Annotated in this window: 24 protein-coding genes, 2 tRNA genes and 1 pseudogene; 16 read left to right on the plus strand and 11 right to left on the minus strand. The window is 38.9% G+C overall.

The window, feature by feature from the left end; translation table 11 throughout:
* Positions 1-300: 300 nt before the first annotated feature.
* Complete coding sequence (locus tag G3R48_RS04555; protein ID WP_153663495.1) at positions 301-795, plus strand: hypothetical protein; 495 nt, start codon at positions 301-303, stop codon at positions 793-795.
* A 265-nt stretch (positions 796-1,060) separates the two neighbouring features.
* Here G3R48_RS04555 and G3R48_RS04560 read toward each other — a convergent pair whose 3' ends face one another.
* The gene (locus G3R48_RS04560; protein WP_212593214.1) at positions 1,061-1,231 is read right to left on the minus strand and encodes a helix-turn-helix domain-containing protein; all 171 of its coding nucleotides are present in this window, start codon (positions 1,229-1,231) and stop codon (positions 1,061-1,063) included.
* 6 nt (positions 1,232-1,237) lie between these two features.
* Positions 1,238-2,026, minus strand: a complete 789-nt coding sequence (locus tag G3R48_RS04565; protein ID WP_212593215.1) for a GlxA family transcriptional regulator — start codon at positions 2,024-2,026, stop codon at positions 1,238-1,240.
* Between the two features lie 113 nt (positions 2,027-2,139).
* Between G3R48_RS04565 and G3R48_RS04570 the strand changes: the two genes are divergently transcribed.
* Entirely contained in the window at positions 2,140-2,343 is a 204-nt protein-coding gene (locus tag G3R48_RS04570) for a hypothetical protein (protein WP_212593216.1), read from the plus strand.
* A gap of 642 nt (positions 2,344-2,985) precedes the next feature.
* Here the strand turns inward: G3R48_RS04570 and G3R48_RS04575 are convergent.
* Both G3R48_RS04575 and G3R48_RS04580 read right to left on the minus strand, forming a co-directional pair.
* Positions 2,986-4,272 carry a tyrosine-type recombinase/integrase gene (locus G3R48_RS04575; RefSeq protein ID WP_153663497.1) on the minus strand — a complete coding sequence of 429 codons (1,287 nt, stop codon included), beginning with the start codon at positions 4,270-4,272 and terminating at the stop codon, positions 2,986-2,988.
* Between the two features lie 111 nt (positions 4,273-4,383).
* Positions 4,384-4,803, minus strand: a complete 420-nt coding sequence (locus G3R48_RS04580) for a hypothetical protein (RefSeq protein ID WP_153663499.1) — start codon at positions 4,801-4,803, stop codon at positions 4,384-4,386.
* A 299-nt stretch (positions 4,804-5,102) separates the two neighbouring features.
* Here G3R48_RS04580 and G3R48_RS04585 point away from each other — a divergent pair, with 299 nt between their 5' ends.
* Together G3R48_RS04585 and G3R48_RS04590 are read left to right on the plus strand one after the other, a co-directional pair.
* The gene (locus G3R48_RS04585) at positions 5,103-5,510 is read left to right on the plus strand and encodes a LexA family protein (RefSeq protein WP_153663501.1); all 408 of its coding nucleotides are present in this window, start codon (positions 5,103-5,105) and stop codon (positions 5,508-5,510) included.
* A gap of 3 nt (positions 5,511-5,513) precedes the next feature.
* A complete protein-coding gene (locus tag G3R48_RS04590) occupies positions 5,514-6,770 on the plus strand; it encodes a Y-family DNA polymerase (RefSeq protein ID WP_153663503.1) in 1,257 nt (418 codons plus the stop codon).
* A gap of 7 nt (positions 6,771-6,777) precedes the next feature.
* Here G3R48_RS04590 and G3R48_RS04595 read toward each other — a convergent pair whose 3' ends face one another.
* The gene (locus G3R48_RS04595) at positions 6,778-6,981 is read right to left on the minus strand and encodes a hypothetical protein (RefSeq protein WP_153663505.1); all 204 of its coding nucleotides are present in this window, start codon (positions 6,979-6,981) and stop codon (positions 6,778-6,780) included.
* 297 nt (positions 6,982-7,278) lie between these two features.
* Between G3R48_RS04595 and G3R48_RS17215 the strand changes: the two are divergent.
* Positions 7,279-7,679: pseudogene (locus tag G3R48_RS17215) on the plus strand (response regulator); the annotation flags it as partial.
* A 49-nt stretch (positions 7,680-7,728) separates the two neighbouring features.
* Here G3R48_RS17215 and G3R48_RS04605 read toward each other — a convergent pair.
* Positions 7,729-8,187: a hypothetical protein gene (locus tag G3R48_RS04605; RefSeq protein WP_153663507.1), complete on the minus strand. Its 459-nt coding sequence runs from the start codon at positions 8,185-8,187 to the stop codon at positions 7,729-7,731.
* Positions 8,188-8,455: 268 nt separating this feature from the next.
* Between G3R48_RS04605 and ccoN the strand changes: the two genes are divergently transcribed.
* The 11 genes from ccoN to ttcA all read left to right on the plus strand — a co-directional run bounded on the left by ccoN (position 8,456) and on the right by ttcA (position 18,468).
* On the plus strand, positions 8,456-9,883 hold the full coding sequence (gene ccoN, locus G3R48_RS04610; protein WP_153663509.1) for a cytochrome-c oxidase, cbb3-type subunit I: 1,428 nt from the start codon (positions 8,456-8,458) through the stop codon (positions 9,881-9,883).
* Between the two features lie 13 nt (positions 9,884-9,896).
* Entirely contained in the window at positions 9,897-10,511 is a 615-nt protein-coding gene (ccoO, locus tag G3R48_RS04615; RefSeq protein ID WP_153663511.1) for a cytochrome-c oxidase, cbb3-type subunit II, read from the plus strand.
* Between the two features lie 9 nt (positions 10,512-10,520).
* On the plus strand, positions 10,521-10,700 hold the full coding sequence (locus G3R48_RS04620; RefSeq protein ID WP_153663513.1) for a cbb3-type cytochrome oxidase subunit 3: 180 nt from the start codon (positions 10,521-10,523) through the stop codon (positions 10,698-10,700).
* Entirely contained in the window at positions 10,697-11,653 is a 957-nt protein-coding gene (gene ccoP / locus G3R48_RS04625; RefSeq protein ID WP_153663515.1) for a cytochrome-c oxidase, cbb3-type subunit III, read from the plus strand. Before G3R48_RS04620 ends, ccoP begins: the two co-directional genes overlap by 4 nt.
* Positions 11,654-11,768: 115 nt before the next feature.
* Positions 11,769-12,248 carry a FixH family protein gene (locus tag G3R48_RS04630; protein WP_153663517.1) on the plus strand — a complete coding sequence of 160 codons (480 nt, stop codon included), beginning with the start codon at positions 11,769-11,771 and terminating at the stop codon, positions 12,246-12,248.
* The gene (locus tag G3R48_RS04635; RefSeq protein ID WP_228497386.1) at positions 12,245-14,734 is read left to right on the plus strand and encodes a heavy metal translocating P-type ATPase; all 2,490 of its coding nucleotides are present in this window, start codon (positions 12,245-12,247) and stop codon (positions 14,732-14,734) included. Before G3R48_RS04630 ends, G3R48_RS04635 begins: the two co-directional genes overlap by 4 nt.
* Complete coding sequence (ccoS, locus tag G3R48_RS04640; RefSeq protein ID WP_153663519.1) at positions 14,731-14,934, plus strand: cbb3-type cytochrome oxidase assembly protein CcoS; 204 nt, start codon at positions 14,731-14,733, stop codon at positions 14,932-14,934. Before G3R48_RS04635 ends, ccoS begins: the two co-directional genes overlap by 4 nt.
* 2 nt (positions 14,935-14,936) lie before the next feature.
* On the plus strand, positions 14,937-15,623 hold the full coding sequence (locus tag G3R48_RS04645; RefSeq protein WP_153663521.1) for a sulfite exporter TauE/SafE family protein: 687 nt from the start codon (positions 14,937-14,939) through the stop codon (positions 15,621-15,623).
* A 54-nt stretch (positions 15,624-15,677) separates the two neighbouring features.
* Complete coding sequence (etrA, locus tag G3R48_RS04650) at positions 15,678-16,433, plus strand: electron transport transcriptional regulator EtrA (RefSeq protein ID WP_153663523.1); 756 nt, start codon at positions 15,678-15,680, stop codon at positions 16,431-16,433.
* A 94-nt stretch (positions 16,434-16,527) separates the two neighbouring features.
* Entirely contained in the window at positions 16,528-17,457 is a 930-nt protein-coding gene (gene uspE, locus G3R48_RS04655; RefSeq protein ID WP_153663525.1) for a universal stress protein UspE, read from the plus strand.
* A 69-nt stretch (positions 17,458-17,526) separates the two neighbouring features.
* On the plus strand, positions 17,527-18,468 hold the full coding sequence (gene ttcA, locus G3R48_RS04660; RefSeq protein WP_153663527.1) for a tRNA 2-thiocytidine(32) synthetase TtcA: 942 nt from the start codon (positions 17,527-17,529) through the stop codon (positions 18,466-18,468).
* A gap of 84 nt (positions 18,469-18,552) precedes the next feature.
* On the opposite strand, the gene G3R48_RS04665 is transcribed toward ttcA, so the two are convergent.
* The 5 genes from G3R48_RS04665 to G3R48_RS04685 form a co-directional block, all read right to left on the minus strand.
* A complete protein-coding gene (locus G3R48_RS04665) occupies positions 18,553-19,209 on the minus strand; it encodes a DUF2987 domain-containing protein (RefSeq protein ID WP_194823868.1) in 657 nt (218 codons plus the stop codon).
* 7 nt (positions 19,210-19,216) lie between these two features.
* Positions 19,217-20,023: a glucosaminidase domain-containing protein gene (locus tag G3R48_RS04670; RefSeq protein WP_153663531.1), complete on the minus strand. Its 807-nt coding sequence runs from the start codon at positions 20,021-20,023 to the stop codon at positions 19,217-19,219.
* 196 nt (positions 20,024-20,219) lie between these two features.
* Positions 20,220-21,413 carry an amino acid aminotransferase gene (locus tag G3R48_RS04675; protein WP_153663533.1) on the minus strand — a complete coding sequence of 398 codons (1,194 nt, stop codon included), beginning with the start codon at positions 21,411-21,413 and terminating at the stop codon, positions 20,220-20,222.
* Between the two features lie 360 nt (positions 21,414-21,773).
* Positions 21,774-21,859: transfer RNA gene (locus G3R48_RS04680), tRNA-Leu, on the minus strand.
* Positions 21,860-21,906: 47 nt separating this feature from the next.
* A tRNA-Cys gene (locus G3R48_RS04685) sits at positions 21,907-21,980 on the minus strand.
* Between the last annotated feature and the right edge of the window lie 89 nt (positions 21,981-22,069).

Below are 22,069 nucleotides of genomic sequence, written 5' to 3' on the forward strand. Positions count from 1 at the left end.
TTATTTAATATTTCTTTTGTAAAATGCGCGCATTAAGTACTATTTAATAACAAAAGACAGGCATTTAGCAAAATACATAACATTACTGACTAACCTTTGCAGCTAGGGGAGGGGGAATGTTATTTAATGATTACTTTGCCAAGCTAAACAAAGTGTAGGAAATGCACTGATAAGTGCTTTTTTAATTTTGTAATTGGTTTATTCAACACTATTTATTATACGGAATAGCGCAATTTATTTGTGCTTCATTCACAATATTAATGACATATTTATCTAAAAAGATAAAAACAAGGTAGTAACATGAAATGTAGTCGCGCCATTTTCATCACATCACTCATTATCGTTTCTATTAATACTGCAAACGCAGCGCGTTATGATGATTCTAAAGCAGGATTTACTGCATCTATTGGTTCAGCTCAAATCAGAACAAATGACTTTAAGGATGCTAATGCTGCTATTTTAGGTTTAGCATATACTTATTATAAAGGTCTACGTTTACAAGCTACGATCACCTCGCAAACCGATATGACTTCAAGCAATACTCGTTACCATAATACTTCTGGTTCATTTCAAGCGACTTCCATTGGTCTAGGTTATGAATTTAATGATGGTTTTTATGTAGGTGGCGGAGCAACACAAGTAAGAATTAAGAACTTAACAACAACTGAATCTAATAGTGGTTACACTGCAAATATTGGGTATGTTGCTAGCAATGGTTTTGATATCAGTATTCAAACTCAACACATTGATTACGGTAGCGCATTATCATTATCTATCGGGTATAAGTTTTTATAATATATTAAATGCTTGCTCGAAATAACGCTGCTATTAGTCAGCGTTTTTTTTACTTAAATGGTTTTCAAATCTGGCTTAAATTTAGAACATTAACTTTATTTCCCACAAATAATGCTAATTTGATAATCACTAATTTGTGGCTATAGACAGCGATATCACGATGTAATCCTACAAATCATAGATAAACGACCAAGTTTGCGCTTTTTTTGAATATCTGCGCTGAATTTGACTGATAGGTGACACGTATATAGCCCAACTATTTAGCCTATTGTTTAAATGAGGTGCGCCACTGTGTCGGTGTTACGTAAAAAGTAGACTTGAAGTGTTTTCTGAACACACTGTCAGAGCCAAAACCGACTTGCTCTGCAACTTGAGAAATAGAGAGTTGAGTTGTTTCTAATAAACGTTGGCTGAGCACCAAGCGTTGATTTTGCAACCACTGTCAAAAGGTGCAGCCGTAAGTGACTTTAAACTGCCGTGTAAAGGTGCGCTTGCTCATTGCGCAGCGTTCAGCTATTTCATCTAATGAGTGTGACAAATTGAGATTTTGCTCGACCAGCTCAACTACAAGGCTAAGACTTGTTTCTGTTAGGGGCTTTGCATTAATCGGAGCAGGTATGTATTGCTGTTGCCCCCCAGAACGAAATGGAGCTGTGACCATCTTACGTGCAAGAGCATTGGCAAGCTCGCTACCACACAGTCGTCGCACTATGTGTAGGCAACAATCAAGCGAAGCGGCTACCCCTGCTGAAGTGATGATCGTTTCGAGTTCAATAAAAAGAGGATTTGGGTCAAAATCTACCTTAGGAAATCTCTGCTGAAATTGATCTATGAAAGCCCAGTGGGTAGTGGCTCGTTTTCCATCTAAAACTCCTGCACATGCAAGCACGTATGACCCAAGACAGAGTCCCACCAGTAGCTTGTCTTTCGCATAATGCTCCTTTAGCGCCACAAGAATTTGTTCGCTCGGCTGCGCTAGCTCATTTGGCCAACTTGGGATAATCACAATATCCGCTTCTTCAATCGCACTAAGATCTCTATCAATCACAACACCAAAGCCTGAGCCTGTTTCAAACTGTGTCCCATTTTCGGTACAGATCTTTAGATCAAACCGAGGAGATTGACCGACAAAAATATCTTGAAACACCATACAGGGTAAAGAGAGATGAAAAGCACTTATTCCTTCAAAAGCAAGCAATGTGATTTTAATCAGCTCATCTGATTGAAACATGATTGGCTCGATTTGCGTAAATAATGACTTTCGAGACAGTATCACACTAATACTGAACATCGCATACTAAAAAACACAAAGAGCATGACTCATTAATTAATTTACAGAGGCATTTGGATGTTGGTCAACCGCTATTAATGTCTGCTGATGAGGTTATGGAGTTTATTCGATTGTCTCCAGGTCAAGTGATAGCGAACCATATGGATGCACTAAATCACTGCGGGACGACTCGAAAAATTATGAACGAATCTATTAGTAAGAGTGGTTTATCAGATAAAGTTCTTATTCCTGCTGACGGCGAGACGCTAGAATTTTAGAGCGCTCAAAAATACCTGATAATTGTCGCGTCTTGTTGTGATGTTTGCGTATCGGTTCAGTTGTAATTGGCAAGTCACAATATATTGTTCTGAAGGCGCTGCTCCCATGTAGATTCCAATAAGTCTGGCATTTCATTTTCTTTTTCTTTTTAAACCCGATGCTTGCAATGCGCGGCTCGTTTAGGTGGAGTCGCAAAAAGTCTAACTCTTTTATGTTGTTCAGAAACGGGTTAGGGCTGATGACTCATTTATAACACTTTAAAGAATATCAACGATATCCAAATGAACAAAAGAATACGAGAAAGCCTGGTAATGAACCGATTAAAAGAACATTCCTAAGCATAAAGATAGTTAACTTTATAGATGGCTGAATCAGTCATTAAATTTTTGCTAAATGAAAATTATCGCTTAGACCGGTAATCTCGATTTATAGCCATATAGCCAGTTCACAATAGGTCAGTTTCTCTTACCTTTAGATCCTATTTAACATAATATACATTGTGCGCATACTTGTGTGTTTGTATATACTCAAATATTTGTTTCCTATAAGTATCAATAAACCTTGCAATTATTAGCGCATCTGTACGTGAAATCTGAAGTACTTACCTAAGGTTTGTTGTCTAGATTTCACGTACAAGCGCGTTATTTTAGATGATCTAATGGTTTATTCGCGGCGCTTTGATGTCGTTCAGTCTGCGTGGTATGTAAATACTGTGATGTAGTATCAATACTTTCATGTCCGGCATCTGCTTGAACATGTGATAATGGCCGCTGATTCAAATTAATGTCATGTGTAATTCCTGTATGACGAATATTATGCGCTGTGAGTTTACGCATCAATTGGCTTTCTTGTTCAAACCCGTCGGTAAATGCAATGTCAGCAGCAAGTGCAATGATATGATTGAGTTCATCCCTTAAATGTCTAATGCCTAGATTGGCATTCAATAATCCAGAATCACGTCCATGCGCAGCAGCTTTGTGACGAACAAATAATGGTTGCTGTTCATCAATGCTGGGTAAGTCTGGTAATCCAAGAAATTGCCGGTAATCGATTAGTGCATTAAGCAGCGATTTAGAGATGGCAATATTGCGGGCTTTACCACTTTTTGAAAACGGCACATGAAAATACCAAATGCCATTATGAATATCTTTTCTAAATTGGTTCATCATTGGTGAATACCCAGCTCGGCCGCTAATTTCGGATATTCTTAAATAACAGCTATACAATAAGTTGATTAAAAACAAACTGCGTTGATGTTTTTCAGGTTGTGTTTCAGCAAGGTTTGAAACCGTACTGACAACATATGACCATTGTAATTTGGTAAATGCTTTCTGATTATCATCTTCATTTTTAATGAATTTTCGATTAATTGCGAATCGACTGTGTTTTAGCCATAGTTGCGCAGGATTACGTTCTGTATATTCTTCACTGATTAAGTAGCCGTAGAATGACGACACAATCGCAATTTTTGTCTTTAAAGCACTGTCACTTAAATTATATGGCTGTTGTTTTCCATCTTTCTTTTTCGCAGTAAATGGTCGCCATGCCGCATTGGGATAACGTATTTCAGTGGCTTTATCGGTCTTAAATTGCGGTACATTAAACGTTCCAATCAGCTCTTTGGGTGGTTTTTCACAGTAATTAATATAGCGGCCAATGTCTTTTCTAGTCAGCTTTATTGGCGATATGGATGCTACATCAAAGCACCAATGTAAAAACGTGGTGAGTTCACTTCGGTAGGTTTTATAGTTATTTTCTGATTGTCGTTGTTCAAATAACCAGTCGGAGCAATGCTCTATAATTAATCCCGCATCTGACACGGATCTTAAGGTGATTTGAGTAATATGTTGGTTCACAAATTGATTACCCGACAACACGTAATCTGCTGAATCAAATAATGGATAAACTGGGGGTTTTTTCTCAAACATGCGGTATATCTAGATAAAATAATACTTGAGTATACCAAAACAAATTGATGCCGATAACGTTATTTATCGGCACCAAATGTGGTGTGTTTTATGACGATAATAAAGATGGATCTATAATTTATTGTTATCTATCTTGGCGTAATGCTCGCAATCAAATTGCTGCGCTTTGGTCTTTAATAGCTCAATAAACTGACTTTTATCTTGAGACTTTTTAACGCTAAGTTGCTGCTCTAATGACTTGGCTTGAGTGACAATTTTACTCATGACCATGTCTCGTGCGTGTTGCTCTGATTTACCGGTTAACATGAGTTGTTCGACTAAGTTTGAAAAGTGGGTATACACCACTCCTTTATAAAAGTCGGCTGTCGATAATTGCGGTGAGTGCGAATAGATAATTGAGCAACTTAATGCGTTATCAATATTGTTGATTGACTGCTCTATTTGCACAACGACAGGTTGTTGTGTTGAATAACTTGCTTTTACTGTGGTGCTAAAAAGTATCAACAATATCAATATAATCATTTTTCTCATCGCAATCCCCTACTTTCAAATCAATCTACTGAGGCGATACATGGTTCATAAACCTCTTCATCGCTTTATTGTATCTATTTTTGCTAAACGTAAGCTGAACAAGGTCACTGCTTTAAAATTATTACTATTAGCTAATTACTTCAAAAGCTTATGATGATTGTTATTGCAAAGCTGCTTATCTGAATGGCACAACTTCTTGCTATAAATTGACTCGTTGAGGTTTGATGTAAGTAGAAAAGATTGCCAATTTTACGGGGTTAACTATAATACTGTATAAATATACAGTTAAACTAATTACTATGAATGTCATCCCTATTTTAGCCAGTGCAGGAATAACGGGGTTTGAATCCCCTGCTTCAGATTATCATCAACTTCCTTTAAGTTTAGATGAGTTATTAATTGATCATCCAAGCGCCACATTTATTGGTCAAGCAAGCGGTGATTCAATGCAAAATATTGGTATTTTTGATAAAGATATTTTAATTGTCGATCGCCATGTCACCGTTAAAAATCAAGATGTTATTGTTGCAAATTACAATGGTAATTTTGTATGCAAGTTAATCGATACCCAGCGACGATTATTATTATCTGCCAATGATAACTACCATAGTGTGGTGATCCACGAACATGACTCATTTAATATTGAAGGTGTTGTGGTGCGTTCTATTCGTTGTCATCGTACAAGCCCGGTTCTGGCAGGCAAATAACGGATGTTTGCATTAGTCGATGCCAATGCATTTTATTGTAGTGCTGAACAAGTATTTAATCCGCAATGGCGTAACAAACCCATTGTGGTGTTATCGAATAACGATGGCTGTATTGTGGCGGCTAATCGTTTAGCCCTTGCCGCAGGAGTTAAAAAATTCACTCCTTACTTTGAAGCAAAAGCGTTATGTGAACGAAAAGGCATTATTGCCTTGTCATCTAACTATGAGCTATACGGTTCTTTATCATCGGCATTAATGGAAGTAATTGGCCGCTTTGCTCCAGAGCAGCATATTTATAGTATTGATGAGTCTTTTTTATCATTTAAACAATGTCAGTTTGCTATTCCTTGTTTAACTCAACATGCACAATTGATCAGACGTACCGTTTGGAAAGAAACACGTTTACCTGTTTGTGTCGGTATCGGTCAAACTTTAACGTTAGCAAAAGTAGCAAATCATGCAGCCAAGAAAATCCAAGGTTATAACGGTGTTTGTTGTATTGATTCAGTTACAAAACGCAGGGAGATTTTGGCCTGTATAAAACCTAGCGATGTGTGGGGAATTGGCCGAAAACTGGCGCAACGTTTAGAGAAAATCGGTATTGTCGATGCCTTACAATTAGCCAATATGCCGGCTAGATTAGCCAAAAAGCAGTTTAGTGTGGAGGTAGAGCGAATTGTAAGAGAGTTAAATGGAGAAGTTTGTAAAGTATGGGACGAAGTCCGAGCTGATAAAAAGCAAATCTTTTCAACTCGCAGTGTCGGCACACGAATTACAGATAAAGCGTCGTTATCTCAAGCATTAAGTCGTCATGCGTGTATTGCCGCAGAAAAAGCTCGTCAGCAAGGTTCAATGACATCGACAATGCTTATTTTTGCTTCTAACTCCCCTTTTGATGACACTCAGGCAGGGTTTAAATACCACTATCACTTTTCGCAACCAACCAATGATTCATGCCAACTGATAAAAGCGGCAACAACGATTTGTGCGCAATTATTTAGGGGTGGTGTGCGTTATTATAAGGTGGGTGTGGGGCTGATTGATTTAAGTCCGGAGGCACATTATCAATATGATTTATTTGCCAAACGGAACAAACCAGCAATGATGCAAGTAATGGATAAGCTTAATTATCGTTTTGGTAGTGAATCTGTTTTTATTGCTGCTAACGGCATTGCACCTAAATGGCATATGCGCCGAGATATGCTAACCCCGCAATACACCACTAATTGGCACGACATTCCCAAAATTCATTGTGTTTAATCGTTGGTTAAACGACGTCACTCACTTTGGTTTGTGGTTGGCAAACCACGTTTTTACAGTGGATACGCTGTTGACAGTGAATTAAACACATTTGCCATAGCGCTTGTTTGGTTTCTTTATCTAAACATTGTAAATCTGCTGCACACAAGTGACCATGGTCAATCAAACTCGCCAGTTGTTGATAAGAAAGTGAAATATTGAGTTTGTTCATGATGCCTCCAAACAGGTATTTTATTTAGACTCAATATAAACCAAATGCGAATAGTTATCAATTACATTGTTGTCATTTGATAATAACAAACCAAACAATCCTACCTGAAATAAAAGCTTAAACTACACTTTAATTACTCAGTAAATATGCAAATTAACATTCAAACCAAACTATTAATAACCAATAAAATTATTTAGTTATGCGTTAATTATCATTATGCATAACGAAGAAGACTCCACTCTTTTGAGGTAAGAAAAACCAACACCCAAAACAGATCTAACAACATGGAAAGTATTAATGGTTGACGATGAACCAGATATTCATCGTATGACAAAATTGGCATTATCGCGTTTTATGATGGTCGTGGATTATCATTTATAAATGCCTATAACGCAGAACAAGCAAAAGAGATACTACAACAGCACCAAGATATTGCGGTTGTAGATGTTTTGATGGAGACGGTTCATGCCGGACTTGAATTAATTAAATGGCTTCGTGAAGAATATAATAAAATTAGAATTATATTACGTACGGGACAACCTAGCCAAGCGCCTGAAGAAGATGTAATTGTTAACGATGACATTAACGATGACAAAACAGAAGCGGAGCGCGATTCAAGAAAATGATCAACCCGTGTTTACTCTGCGCTACATTCATACCGTGACATCATGGAAATTGAAGCCGCAAGAGCGCGGCAGCGGAAGATATTTTGATGTTCATTACGACAAAAGTTAATCCGATAACTTACTAAGACTGCGTGTCGTTGTCTGCAAGAAAGTCAAAAATAGCCACGTGTTCTCCGTCATCAGTTTTAAAGCTTACAAACATACGCCAAACCATGAAGCCACTGCTACAAGCACCATAAACTAATGGGCCTTCAAATTGCTGAGCGTTGGTTTGATTTACAATCCCTGGAATCACCCCCATGAACATATCACGCCCTTCAAGACGGTAATGAACTTCAGAAACGGGGTTATCAAAATTAAGTAAAACAAGTAAAGGTTTTTCACTCGGAGCACTCTCTGGTGTAATGGTTAACTTCACATTAATATTATTAACAGTTTTTGTGCAAGCTGATTGAGAAAACTGACATAGATTCGATTGTTGCTTTAAATTATCACTTACGTTAGGGGCTGAATCGCCACAACCACCTGTAAAAATCAATAAAATCAATAAAATTAGTGGTATGTAATGGTTTGGTTTCATTGTTAACTCTTGAAATCTATTTTTTAACATTATCTTTTAGATTTTGATCTAGATCAAATTTACACAGGGTCGAATGGTTTCTTTTTTGATTTAGCTCACGTATCATAAAGGCGGTTCGTGAACACCATTAAATTCACGTTATAAACCATTGACAAGCTTAAATTTTAATGCTGCAAGGTTGTGTTTTTTTTAAGCGCTGTCAACTACACAGGTAAAGCAACCCTTTACTATAACTAAAAAAGAAAAAGTAATAAGCCGTGGAAGTATTATGATGAACCATTCCCAGTCTACAGGCGCTGATTACAATTACACTATTGTTCGCCAATTTGCCCTCACAACCATTTTATGGGGAATTGTTGGTATGGCTGTCGGTGTATTAATTGCGGCACAGTTAATCTGGCCGCAACTGAACTTTGAAACCCCTTGGTTAACGTATAGTCGTTTAAGGCCTTTACACACCAATGCGGTTATCTTTGCGTTCGGAACATCAGCTCTATTTGCAACATCCTACTATATCGTTCAACGCACTTGTCAAACTAAACTGTTTGCGCCTAAATTGGCCGCATTTACATTTTGGGGATGGCAAGCCATTATCGTTTCAGCAGCCATTACATTACCAATGGGGTTCACCTCAGGTAAAGAATATGCAGAATTGGAATGGCCAATCGATATCGCAATCACCGTTGTGTGGGTGTGCTATGCCATTGTGTTTTTCGGCACCATTATAAAAAGAACGACATCGCATATATATGTTGCTAATTGGTTCTTTGGTGCATTTATTATTACTGTTGCAGTACTTCATATTGTTAATTCAATGGCAGTACCTGTCAGTTTATTTAAATCTTATTCAATGTACTCTGGCGCGGTAGATGCCATGGTGCAATGGTGGTACGGTCATAATGCTGTTGGTTTCTTATTAACAGCAGGCTTCCTCGGTATGATGTATTATTTCGTACCCAAGCAAGCTGGTCGACCAGTATATTCTTATCGTTTATCAATTGTTCATTTTTGGGCATTAATTGCGTTATATATCTGGGCTGGTCCTCACCACCTTCATTACACCGCCCTACCTGATTGGACTCAGTCATTAGGAATGGTGATGTCGCTTATCTTGTTTGCACCTTCATGGGGCGGCATGATCAACGGTATTATGACCTTGTCAGGTGCGTGGCATAAGCTACGAACCGACCCTGTTTTACGCTTCCTAGTTGTTTCGTTATCTTTCTATGGTATGTCTACCTTTGAAGGACCAATGATGGCGATTAAAACGGTTAACGCATTGTCACATTACACTGACTGGACTGTTGGACACGTTCACTCTGGTGCATTAGGTTGGGTTGCAATGGTTTCCATTGGTTCTCTTTATCACCTAATTCCAGTGCTATTCGGTCATGGGCGTATGTACAGCACTAACCTTGTGAATGTGCATTTCTGGTTAGCAACAATTGGGACTGTATTATATATCGTCGCAATGTGGATTTCAGGCGTAATGCAAGGTTTAATGTGGCGTGCAGTTAACTCTGACGGCACTTTAACTTACAGCTTTGTTGAAAGTTTAGAAGCCTCTTATCCATTCTACTTTGTACGTTTCATTGGTGGTTTATTCTTCTTAGCGGGTATGTTTATCATGGCGTATAACGTGATGCGCACCGTTAAAGCACCAAAAGATTCGTTACCAGAATTAACAGAAGCATAAAGGAGCCGATTCAATGAAATTTAATCATGAGTTAATTGAAAAGAATATCGGCTTGTTGGGTATTTTCACCGTCATCGCGATTAGTTTTGGTGGATTGGTGCAAATTACGCCGCTATTATTCCAAAAAGATACCACACAACCCATTGAGGGAATGATCCCTTATACGGCATTGCAAATTGAAGGCCGCGATATTTACGTTCGTGAAGGTTGTTATAACTGTCACAGCCAAATGATCCGCCCACTACGTGCAGAAACTGAACGTTATGGACACTACTCAGTTGCTGGCGAAAGTGTGTGGGATCACCCATTTCAGTGGGGCTCGAAACGTACAGGACCTGATCTAGCGCGCGTAGGTGGTCGTTATAGTGACAAATGGCATGAAGTTCACTTAATTGATCCTCGCGCAGTGGTACCTCAATCGAATATGCCAGCTTATCCTTGGTTAATGGAAAACACCCTAAATGGTGAGTTAACAAGAAATAAGATGGAAATCTTAAGCAACTTTCACCCTACACATAATATGTATAGTGAAGAAGAGCTAGCTGGCGCGAAAAAAGCGGTTGACGGTAAAACAGAAATGGAAGCATTAATCGCTTACTTGCAATCTTTAGGTCACGCACTCAGATAGGAGGCCAAGATGGATTACGGTACTTTTCAAGGCATTTTAACCATTATTGTTATGGTGACTTTTATCGGGATTTTTTACTGGGCATACAGTTCTAAAAGCAAAAGTAAGTTTGATGAAGCTGCGAACCTTGTATTCACAAAAGAAGAAATCTCAGATATGGCGAAGGACTCAGGAGAGAAAAAGAAATGAGTAACTTCTGGAATATTTGGATTATAGTTCCAACTCTTTTAGTTATATTTGGCTGCGTTTTTATACTGATAGCATGTTCGAAGAACAACACCGGTATAGATGAAGGCAAATCAATGGGCCACAGCTTTGATGGAATTGAAGAGCTAAATAACCCATTACCTAAATGGTGGTCATACATGTTTTATGTGACCATTGTATTTGGACTAATTTATTTAGCACTTTACCCAGGGTTAGGCAGTTACAAAGGCCTGTTTGGTTGGACAAGCTCTAATCAAAGTGTTGTGTCAAATGAAGATTCAAAAGCCGCTGTTGAAGCTGCGAAAGCTGAAGACCGCTTGTCACAATATGACCGTGAAGTAGCGAAAGCGGATGCCAAATACAAACCTATTTTTGCTGCTTACTTGGCAACGCCACTTGAAGAGTTAGTTAAAGATAAAGAAGCATTAAAAGTTGGTGGGCGATTGTTTTTACAAAATTGTTCACAATGTCATGGTTCAGATGCACGCGGCTCAATCGGTTTCCCTAACCTTGCTGATGGAAATTGGTTATATGGTGGTGAATTAGCTGATATTAAAAAGTCTATTATGGACGGTCGTAACGGTATGATGCCACCCAAAGGCGGACTACCAATTGACGACAGCGAACTCAAAGGATTAACTGAATATGTCGTTAAACTGTCAGGGCGTGAACACGATGCAGCGCTAGCGGCTCAAGGACAAGGTTCATATATGAAAGGCTGCTTCGCTTGTCATGGTATGGACGGTTCAGGTAATAAGTTCATGGGCGCGCCTAATTTGACCGACGGAGCTTGGTTATATGGTAGTCACCGAGATGACATTGAAGCGTCAATCAAAAATGGCCGAACAGGTATGATGCCTGCTTGGAAAGAGATTTTAGGTGAAGAGAAAGTTCACGTTATCTCCGCTTATGTTTATAGCTTATCAAACAAATAGTTACACATTGATTGATTTTAAAAGCCTCGTGAAAACGAGGCTTTTTTTTAAGTGAATATTAAGCCTATTCAGGTTAAAATAATTCAATAATAAGAATGAAAATTAGGAACGATTCATGTCAGAGCCACTTCCATGGTACAAGCACTTCTGGCCTTGGTTTATCGTCGTGTTATTACTGGGAGTCATCATAAAAAGTTTGGTTGCTCTGAATATTGCAATCGATAACGCCGATTCATTGGTGTCAGATGACTACTACAAAGAAGGTAAAGCCATTAATATGGATTTACGCAAAATAAAACAGGCTAAAAACTTGGGGATGCAATTTCTTGTTAAGGTTGAAGAACATCAATTAATTATCACCCAACATGGTGGTCCACAATATAAAGCGGCGCTGCAAGTCAGTTTTATCCACCCTACTCTTGAAGACAAAGACTTTAACGTTAACGCCACTGCAGATGGTACTGGTGCGTATCGCATTGCATTATCAAATGCAATAACCGGCCCATGGAATGTGAGATTAGAAGGTTTTGATAACAGTTGGCGTATTCAACAAAGGGTTGTCATAAACGATGACGTTGAGTATTGGCTTAATTGAACAAATTAGATCAATCTAGCTGTTTTCACTGTCATGAACCTATCGCACCTGACCTTGAACTAACAACCACCATCAACAAGTTAGCACAGCCAATGTGCTGCCTTGGCTGTCAAGCTGTCTCTCAAGCCATCGTCGATGCTGATTTAGTCAGTTATTATCAATTTAGAACCGAGCCTGGCCAAAAAGGTTCATCGTTAATTCCAGAACAATTACAACAATATAGCGCCTACGATCTTGTTGAGGTACAACAAGATTTTGTCTATAACCAAGGCGATACGAAAACAATTTCTCTGACCATTGATGGAATTTCTTGTGCTGCTTGTGCTTGGTTAATTGAGCATAAAATTAATTCCTTAAAAGGAATTGAATCCATTATGGTCAACTCAACAACGCAGCGAGCGTTAATCAGTTGGTACGAGGCTGACATTTCATTAAGTGAAATATTAAATCAAATCAATAAAGTGGGTTATCAAGCAGCCCCCTATCAAGTTGATGAACAAGAAAAAATTGCAAAAGCTAATAGCCGTAAATTCTTATTACGGCTTGGCTTGGCAGGCTTTGCTACGATGCAAGTCATGATGTTTGCGCTGGCATTATATTCCGAATACTTTACCGACCTTGAACAAGAATACCGCGACTACTTTCGCTGGGTTAGCATGATTTTTGCTGCACCAGTGGTATTTTACTCTGCTCAACCATTTTATTTTAGCGCAATACGAAGTTTACTTAGTGGCCGATTAAATATGGATTTTTCGGTCTCACTGGCCATAGTCGGTGCTTATATTGCCAGTATGATTGCGACAATCAATGGCAATGGCGAAGTGTATTTTGAATCTGTTTCAATGTTTACGTTTTTTCTATTGCTTGGACGTTACTTTGAACAAGCTGCAAAACGACAAGCCAGCATCAGTTCAAGCAATTTACATAAAAGAATTCCTATAACCGCCAATAAAATTGTTTCTAAAAGTGGGCTTGATGAACAACCACAAACACAACAAATAGCCGCCAAACAACTAAAAATAAATGATGTTATCTGGGTGAAACCTGGTGAAATGATTGCCGCAGATGGCATGATCATTAATGGCGATTCTTGCATCAATGAATCCATGCTCACTGGGGAGCATTTACCCGTAGATAAAGGGATTGATCAACCTGTTTATGCCGGAACGGTAAACATTAGCCAACCTATTGAAATTAAAATTACCGCCGTTGGACAAGATCAACTAGTCGCTGAAATAATAAGATTGCAAGAAATTGCCTCAAATACCAAACCTAAAGTGTCATTATTGGCAGAACGCGCTGCAAGTTATTTCTCCAGTTTTATTATTGCTATTGCCACGTTAACTTATCTTGTTTGGTATTTTTTATCTCCTGAAGATGCTTTTTGGGTGACATTATCGGTACTTGTTGCAACCTGCCCATGTGCGTTAGCACTGGCAACACCAACGGCCATAACTTGCGCGACTGACATTTTTACCAAAATGGGCTTAATAACCCGCCAAGCTGGCGTGTTTGAAAAGTTGCCGTTAATCAATCACGTAGTGTTTGATAAAACTGGCACCTTAACCTATGGTAATCAACAAATTGAACAAGTCAGTTTATATGACACCCTTTCTCAACTTGATGCTTGTCGCTTAGCTGCAAGTTTAGAGCAAAGCTCACACCACCCAATTGCTAAAGCATTTGTGCACTTTGAATGTCAACGAAACGTTAGCGAAATCTCCCATCATGTAGGTCAAGGTATAAGCGGCGTATATCGAACTCAACTTATTAAGCTCGGTTCAAAACAGTTTGTGACTGAAGTGTCAATTGCAAACCATGGTACCAATATTGATGACATCGCGATAAGTGAAATTGAATTAAAAAATGGCTTTAGTGCTGAGGTAGAACAACAAACCAAGCAACGCATTTATTTGAGTATTGATAATAAACTGCAAGCACAATTCACCCTCACAGATAGCCTGCGTGAAGATAGTGCTGAAACCATTAAACAATTACACGCAAATAACATCTCAACCAGTATTGCCAGTGGTGATAATTCAGGCCATGTTGACTTTATCGGCTCAACTTTAAGCGTTGGCACAGTAAAGTCAGGCTTAACGCCTCAACAAAAGCTTGCATACATTCAGCAATTACAAACCACACAACACGTTGCCATGTTTGGTGATGGGATCAATGATGCACCAGTACTTGCTGGTGCTAATCTGTCGGTTGCAATGGGTAGCGGCACGGCCTTGGCGCAAAACAGCGCCGATTTAATCTTATTGGGTGATAATTTATTACGTTTTAATCAAGCCATAAAAATTGCGAAAAAGACTCAACGGATCATTAATCAAAATTTAGCGTGGGCGTTAGGATACAATGTGTTGATTATTCCATTGGCCGTAACCGGGCATGTATTGCCTTATATTGCTGCAATCGGAATGTCCTTAAGCTCACTTATTGTTGTTAGTAATAGTTTGCGATTAAGCAGGATAAAAATATGAGTATCATTTATGTGTTAATTCCTATTGCGATGCTCTTTGTCGCCATTGCCGTTGCTATTTTCTTTTGGGCGGTTAAAAGTGAACAGTTTGATGATCTAGAGCGCCAAAGTGTGTCAATTTTATTTGATGACAAGCGCGCAACTGAGCGTGACAGTAAACAAAATGCTGCAAACAACAACCACGATAACGAGCAAGCGTAGTCATGGATATTACAGTTTGGGGGGCTTTTATCGTCGGTTTAATGGGGGCAGCACATTGTTTTGGGATGTGCGGCGGACTTATTGGCGCATTTGCATCAAGCCTACCTAAAACTAAACAAAACCACTTAGCGCAACAGTTATCATTTTTGGTGACTTATAACTTAGGACGCATGATTAGTTACACCCTTGCTGGAATGATTGTTGGCGGCGGAGCGGCGGCGTTGAATCAGCTTTTTGTTATCGATGATTATCTTATCTATTTGCGGTTTTTTGTCGGAATAATGATGATCATCACGGGTTTATATATTAGCCATATATGGCTTGGCTTAATCCATATTGAAAAGTTAGGTCAATTCTTTTGGCAAAGACTGCAACCATTAACAAAAAAACTATTGCCCATTAACACCCAAAAGCAATCATTTGCTGCCGGTTTAGTGTGGGGGTGGTTACCCTGTGGGTTAGTGTACAGTACCTTAACTTGGTCGGTTGCTTCTGGCAGCGCCATTCAAGGTGGATTGATTATGTTTGCATTTGGATTAGGCACCTTACCTGCACTACTTAGCGCGGGTTTAGTGGCTAATAAACTTGCCAACTTTGTACAAAATAAAACAGTAAAATTATTAAGTGGATTGCTGATTATCGCTTTTGGTGTGCAGACAATTTACGTTGCAATCGCCCAGCTTAACTAGCTCAAGTGGGTGATTTAGTTTACCATAGTGTTGTTGAAATTGATTGAGATAAGTATGCCAACAGATTTGAATAAAACTCGTCGTGCGTCCACTGGAGCTGGGTGTGCAATTCATTGCCACGATTGCAGCATGGGTGCACTTTGTATTCCTTTTTCACTCAATGAATCGGAATTAGATAAACTAGATGAGATTATTGAACGTAAAAAACCGGTTCAAAAAGGGGATCAAATCTTTAAATCTGGTGACAGTTTAAAAGCACTCTATGCTATCAGATCAGGAACCATAAAAAGCTTTACCATAACAGAACAAGGCGACGAACAAATTACCGGTTTTCATTTAGCTGGTGATGTTATCGGTTTTGACGGCATTCATGCTCAACAACATCAAAGTTTCGCACAAGCGCTTGAAACCTCAATGGTTTGTGAAATTCCATACCTCACCCTTGATACACTTTCTGGCACCATGCCTAAATTACGTCAACAGATTATGCGTTTGATGAGTAATGAGATTATGAGCGATCAAGAAATGATCTTGTTATTGTCAAAGAAGAACGCAGAAGAGCGCTTAGCAGCCTTTATATATAATTTAGCTAATCGTTTTGGCAGCCGGGGGTTTTCTCCGCATGAATTTAGACTCACGATGACCCGTGGAGATATTGGCAACTACCTAGGTTTAACAGTAGAGACTATTAGTCGTTTACTTGGACGCTTTCAAAAAGCTGGGTTAATTGAAGTTAAAGGCAAATATATTGTTATTGTTGATCAACAATCTTTAAGTGTACTAGCAGGCAGAGCCCGTATAGCAACTTAATTGCTTTTTTGATCTAACTCAATGTTTCTTTTTACTTCAATAGTGATACTGTATTTAGTATAAAAATCTAATATACAAATGCTTAGGAGTGATTATGCAAGATTACAAACAAATTTTAGTAGTGATAAATCCTACTGTTGATAATCAAGCATCGCTCGAAAGAGCGATTGATTTAGCCTCAAAAAACCAAGCCGAAGTTATTGCATTCTTATCTATTTTTGATTTTTCTTACGAAATGACCTCAATCTTGTCGCATCAAGAGCGTGAAGCGATGAGACAAGGTGTGATTGAACAGCGTAAGGAATGGTTAATTGATATTCTTAAACGCTATAAAAACCGTGGCGTAAAACTCACCCCGCAAGTCATTTGGCATAATCGACCGTTTGAAAGTGTGATTAATTTTTCAATAGACAATCAAATAGATCTTATCGTTAAAAGCACTCACGAACACGACAAACTCAAAGCGGTAATCTTTACCCCAACCGATTGGCATTTGTTGCGTAAATCGCCAATGCCTGTGCTGATGGTTAAAGAACATGATTGGCCGCAAAACGGGAACATTATTTGTGCAATAAATGTTGCCGGTGATGAAGATGAGCAGCAACACCTAAATGCTAAAATAATTAAACACGCCAAAAACTTAGCCAGTAAGTTTTCCGCCACTATTCACTTGGTCAATGGGTATCCTGGCACACCCGTTAATCTTGCTATTGAGCTCCCCGACTTTGATGCAAATACTTATAATAATACAATCCGCATGCAGCATGAGCAGCGTGTACAATACGTTGCACAAGCTTATGATATACCGATTGAAAACTGTCATGTTGAAGAGGGATTACCTGAAGATGTTATTCCAGATTTAGCCCAAAGATTAGACGCTGAGTTAGTGATTTTAGGCACTGTTGGTCGCACAGGTTTTTCGGCTGCATTAATTGGTAATACAGCCGAACATGTTATTGACAGCATCAATTGTGATTTATTAGCGATTAAACCTGACGGATATAAATCGCCTCTGGAAGAGTAAAGCCTTTACCCCGCTTTAGAATACTGGAATAATACGCGCCCTAAATATGAAGATACTGGGCGCTTTTTTATGTCTGATGCTGTGCTAGACCAAACCAAGAAAAATATTACTCGAATGAACAAATTACAAAAACGCCTACGCCGAGAAGTTGGCACCGCAATCGCAGATTATAATATGATTGAAGAAGGCGATAGAGTAATGTGCTGTTTATCTGGCGGCAAAGACAGCTATGCAATGCTTGATATTTTAATGAACCTACAGCAACGTGCGCCGATCAAATTTGACATTATTGCCGTGAACTTAGACCAAAAACAACCTGGTTTTCCAGAGGATATTTTGCCTAAATACCTTGATGAGCTTGGCGTTGCGTACCATATTCTTGAAAAAGATACCTATTCAATTGTTAAAGATAAAATTCCTGAAGGTAAAACCACGTGTTCTTTATGCTCTCGTTTACGTCGCGGCACCTTATATGGTTTTGCTCAACGTATTGGCGCAACGAAAATTGCACTTGGACATCACCGCGATGACATCATAGAAACGTTATTTTTAAATATGTTCTATGGTGGCAAGCTAAAAGCTATGCCGCCAAAGTTGTTATCTGATGATGGTGCTAACATGGTTATTCGCCCGTTAGCTTATTGCCGTGAAAAAGATATTGCTGAATATGCCAGTTTAAAAGCATTCCCAATTATTCCTTGTAACTTATGCGGTTCACAAGAAAACTTAAAGCGTGGCGCAATTAAAGACATGCTGACCATGTGGGACAAACAACACCCTGGTCGCATTGAAACTATCTTTACTGCAATGCAAAACACGGCACCGTCTCAAGGTGTTGACCGTGAGCATTTTGATTTCATGGCATTGAAAAGAGATCCTAACGCACCGATGAAAGGCGATGTTGCAGAAGCCGATCTACCCGCTTTTGATTTTTTAGACATCAATAACAATGGTCATATAAATCTAGATCAAGACAATCGAATTGATGTTGTTGCCACGTTTAAGCCTTAAATAGCAGCAAACAAATCCCATAAAAAGCCTCTTTATTTGAAGTGACCCCGTAAAGTTGGACATTTCTGTTAAGCGGCTTTTTTATTAATTGATAATATAGGGGCTCATAACAAAGTCAGTATTTGATAGCTGCAATTGTTGCTTATTATCAAGTTGGTCTTTGGTGATAATAAAATGCTGCGGATTATCAGTTGGAACTAAATCGACACCATCTATCCTCAATGTTGAATTTACATCGCTAAAATGAACATTGACCCCAGCCACCGGCTCAGCAAAATGTTTCATTGGAAATCCTCGCAAACTTCCTAGTAAGGTATCCATATTTTGCATAATATCAAATAGCTCTACACGACTATAACGGCTTTTAACGCTTTTAACTCTCACTTGCATCGCTATAGCGCACTGCGTCGCATCACCGTCAAATGTGAGGTTTAATTGTGCTCGGTCTGATTTAAGTTGACTGTCATAAGGGACAAAAATTCGTTGTTGAGCGTTATAGGTTAATGGAAAGCGATCCTTCTCGGTGGCAATAAAACCACTTTGTAACAGACAGCCTGCTTTCTTTGGTACTGAAAACACCAAATCCACTAACGGATGGTGGCTTTTTTGTGCGCGTTTTAATTTGTCATAAAAGCCAGCATAGTGCAGTTTAATGCTATCGGCTGACACCGACGGTGTGTAAAAACTTGATCCCAATAACATTGCACTAATACAGCACGTAACAACAAGTGGCTGACGCATGGGAGTATTATCCTTGTAATAATTTTTCATTATGTCTTAGCATTTGTAATAGCTCATCGATGTAAGCTTCTTTGCGTTCAGAATAGTGAATTAAGCCATAAACTAAATCTTCAGCCGTCGGTGTGATATGTTGCGCTCGCAAATCAGCGCGCATAGAACGAAATAAGCCGTATGCTTGGTTATTATTCAAATTATTGATATAGGCAATAACAGAATCATTTGGCGTGTCGAATTTAGCCACTTCGTGGTGTAAGCCTTCGCTTCGAGACAGTGGAACTAATCCACATCCTTTAGAAAAACACCATTGCCCAAAGAAGTTATTACCTTGCTGAGAAAAACGAGAACTGCCCCATCCGCTTTCATTCGCCGCTTGTACCAACACTAAATTCATTGGCACGGTATCTATTTTTAGTAGCGATTTATTCAGTGCTTTAATTGAAATATCATCAGCATCTAACCGATAACGCTTGGCTATTATGGAAAATTGATAGAGCTCCGCTTCAGTCAGTGGTTGTCCGTCCTCAAGATGAGCAATAATAGATTGAATTTGTTTTCGTTCAGCCAATACACGATTGTTTTCTTTGATCACCATTGGTCTGAAAAAATCAAAAAAAGTGGCCTTTTTCTTGGTCACATCATCAATGGCTTTAAAATCAGGCAGAGTTTGTTCTGGCGTAACCTCAGATTTAATTAAACGTTGAACGAACGCCGTGGGTTGTTCAATAAACGGAATAAGCCCAGTTCGAGCAAATAAAATAATGCCGATAATGGTTGCCAATGCAAGGGTAAACTTACCTACTCTACCTGTCTTCAATCTCTTCCCCGATCTCTTTATGTTGTATTGAATTATAAACTAAAGCCTTGCTTGAACAAATCATTATGTTATCAACAAGTAGCTTGGTTAGCTGAGCGACTTGATGAAAAAATAAATGCGATAAAAAACGGACACTAATGTGTCCGTTTTTAAACTGGGTACTTAAGGTACTGTTTCAGCTAGTGCATTTTAAACATTACAAAACGTGAGCAATTGCTTTGCACACTTTTGGTAAATTATCTTTAGTTAAGCCAGCAACACTAATGCGCCCAGAGCCAACAATGTAAATACCAAACTCTTCACGTAATTGGGTCACTTGTGCTTTATCCAGACCTGAGAAACTAAACATGCCGTTTTGGTTAGCAATAAAACCAAAGTCACGCTGTACACCTTCATCTTTAAGCATTTGCACAAACAAAGCACGCATTTGTGCAATACGGTTACGCATTGTGGTTAGCTCTTGCTCCCATTCACTGCGAAGTGCTGCATCTTCTAATATGGTGGCAACAATTAATCCGCCATGTGCTGGTGGATTTGAATAGCTTGAACGAATGGTTTTCTTTAATTGACTAAATGCGCGTGAAGCAGATTCGCTTGACTCAGCAACGATGGTGACCGCGCCGATACGCTCATTATATAAACCAAAGTTTTTAGAAAATGAATTGGCAATAATGAGCTCTGGTACTAAAGATGCAACGGTACGTAAACCTTGCGCGTCTTCTTCAATGCCCGCACCAAAACCTTGGTAAGCAAAATCAAATAAAGGTAATAGCTGCTTGTCTAAGCATAGTTGACCGATAACCTGCCACTGAGCTTGGGTTAAATCAATACCAGTGGGGTTATGGCAACAGCCATGTAGCAATACAATATCACCTGCACTAGCATTGGCTAAACTTGTTAGCATTGCTTCAAAGTCAATGTTTTGAGTTTCAGGAACATAGTAATCATAACTCTCAATGCTTAACCCAGCAGAAGAGAAAATATTTTGATGGTTAGCCCAGGTAGGGTTACTGAGCCAGATAGTTGAAGACTGAGTATTGTTAACTAAAAACTCAGCAGCCATACGCAATGACCCTGTGCCACCAGGCGCTTGAGCAGTACGAGCACGATCATGTGTTGTAATGTCACTATCTTGGCCAAATAAAAGGGTTTGTACTGCACGGTTATAAGCTTGTACCCCTTCAATACCCAGATAACTTTTAGATTTCTCAATCTCAATCAATTTAGCTTCAGCTTTTTTGACTGATGTTAAGACTGGTGTTTGTCCCGCTTCATCTTTATAGATCCCAACACCTAGATTGACTTTATCTTGGCGAGGGTCGGCTTTGAATGCTTCAGTTAAGCCTAAAATGGGATCGGCAGGTGCTTGGGAGACAGTCGAGAAAATCATACTTCTAATCCTAGTTCTGTGTTAGGTCATATTTCAATGAACCTCACTTATACCATTGTCAGCGTGCTCTGAGTAGTGAGATTTAGTCATCTTGTTAAGAAACTCATGAATTATGAACAATATACAATTTTCATATATAAGAACTATCGAATTATTAATTTTAAGTGTAATAAGTAACCATAAATTGAATATAAATAGATCCCGTAATTTACCCTGATTAAGTTATTTTAAAGGGTTGAATATTAAATGATTAATTAGACTAAAAATGGTAAATATTAAATACAAAAAAGCCTCGACTAATGTCGAGGCTTTCATGTCCATCATTCAATTACAATATAACTATTGTAATGAATCTAATAATGGTACCCGAGGCCAGACTTGAACTGGCACGCCTATTAAGCGAGGGATTTTAAATCCCTTGTGTCTACCGATTCCACCACTCGGGCAAAGTGTTGATTTAACTGATATTAAATATCAATCAAACACAAATTTGTGGAGGCGCGACCCGGAGTCGAACCGAGGTCGACGGATTTGCAATCCGCAGCATAGCCATTCTGCCATCGCGCCATCGCGCCGAACAATGAATTGGAGCGACATATCGGGTTCGAACCGATGACCTATACCTTGGCAAGGTATCGCTCTACCAACTGAGCTAA

The organism is Shewanella intestini (assembly GCF_018221465.1).
Lineage (GTDB): Bacteria > Pseudomonadota > Gammaproteobacteria > Enterobacterales > Shewanellaceae > Shewanella > Shewanella intestini.

Coding starts and splice junctions, on each gene's coding strand:
- G3R48_RS04555 (WP_153663495.1), top strand. CDS start 301: ATGAAATGTAGTCGCGCCATTTTCATCACATCACTCATTATCGTTTCT.
- G3R48_RS04565 (WP_212593215.1), bottom strand. CDS start 2,026: ATGTTTCAATCAGATGAGCTGATTAAAATCACATTGCTTGCTTTTGAA.
- G3R48_RS04575 (WP_153663497.1), bottom strand. CDS start 4,272: ATGTTTGAGAAAAAACCCCCAGTTTATCCATTATTTGATTCAGCAGAT.
- G3R48_RS04580 (WP_153663499.1), bottom strand. CDS start 4,803: ATGAGAAAAATGATTATATTGATATTGTTGATACTTTTTAGCACCACA.
- G3R48_RS04585 (WP_153663501.1), top strand. CDS start 5,103: ATGAATGTCATCCCTATTTTAGCCAGTGCAGGAATAACGGGGTTTGAA.
- G3R48_RS04590 (WP_153663503.1), top strand. CDS start 5,514: ATGTTTGCATTAGTCGATGCCAATGCATTTTATTGTAGTGCTGAACAA.
- G3R48_RS04595 (WP_153663505.1), bottom strand. CDS start 6,981: ATGAACAAACTCAATATTTCACTTTCTTATCAACAACTGGCGAGTTTG.
- G3R48_RS04605 (WP_153663507.1), bottom strand. CDS start 8,187: ATGAAACCAAACCATTACATACCACTAATTTTATTGATTTTATTGATT.
- ccoN (WP_153663509.1), top strand. CDS start 8,456: ATGATGAACCATTCCCAGTCTACAGGCGCTGATTACAATTACACTATT.
- ccoO (WP_153663511.1), top strand. CDS start 9,897: ATGAAATTTAATCATGAGTTAATTGAAAAGAATATCGGCTTGTTGGGT.
- G3R48_RS04620 (WP_153663513.1), top strand. CDS start 10,521: ATGGATTACGGTACTTTTCAAGGCATTTTAACCATTATTGTTATGGTG.
- ccoP (WP_153663515.1), top strand. CDS start 10,697: ATGAGTAACTTCTGGAATATTTGGATTATAGTTCCAACTCTTTTAGTT.
- G3R48_RS04630 (WP_153663517.1), top strand. CDS start 11,769: ATGTCAGAGCCACTTCCATGGTACAAGCACTTCTGGCCTTGGTTTATC.
- ccoS (WP_153663519.1), top strand. CDS start 14,731: ATGAGTATCATTTATGTGTTAATTCCTATTGCGATGCTCTTTGTCGCC.
- G3R48_RS04645 (WP_153663521.1), top strand. CDS start 14,937: ATGGATATTACAGTTTGGGGGGCTTTTATCGTCGGTTTAATGGGGGCA.
- etrA (WP_153663523.1), top strand. CDS start 15,678: ATGCCAACAGATTTGAATAAAACTCGTCGTGCGTCCACTGGAGCTGGG.
- uspE (WP_153663525.1), top strand. CDS start 16,528: ATGCAAGATTACAAACAAATTTTAGTAGTGATAAATCCTACTGTTGAT.
- ttcA (WP_153663527.1), top strand. CDS start 17,527: ATGTCTGATGCTGTGCTAGACCAAACCAAGAAAAATATTACTCGAATG.
- G3R48_RS04665 (WP_194823868.1), bottom strand. CDS start 19,209: ATGCGTCAGCCACTTGTTGTTACGTGCTGTATTAGTGCAATGTTATTG.
- G3R48_RS04675 (WP_153663533.1), bottom strand. CDS start 21,413: ATGATTTTCTCGACTGTCTCCCAAGCACCTGCCGATCCCATTTTAGGC.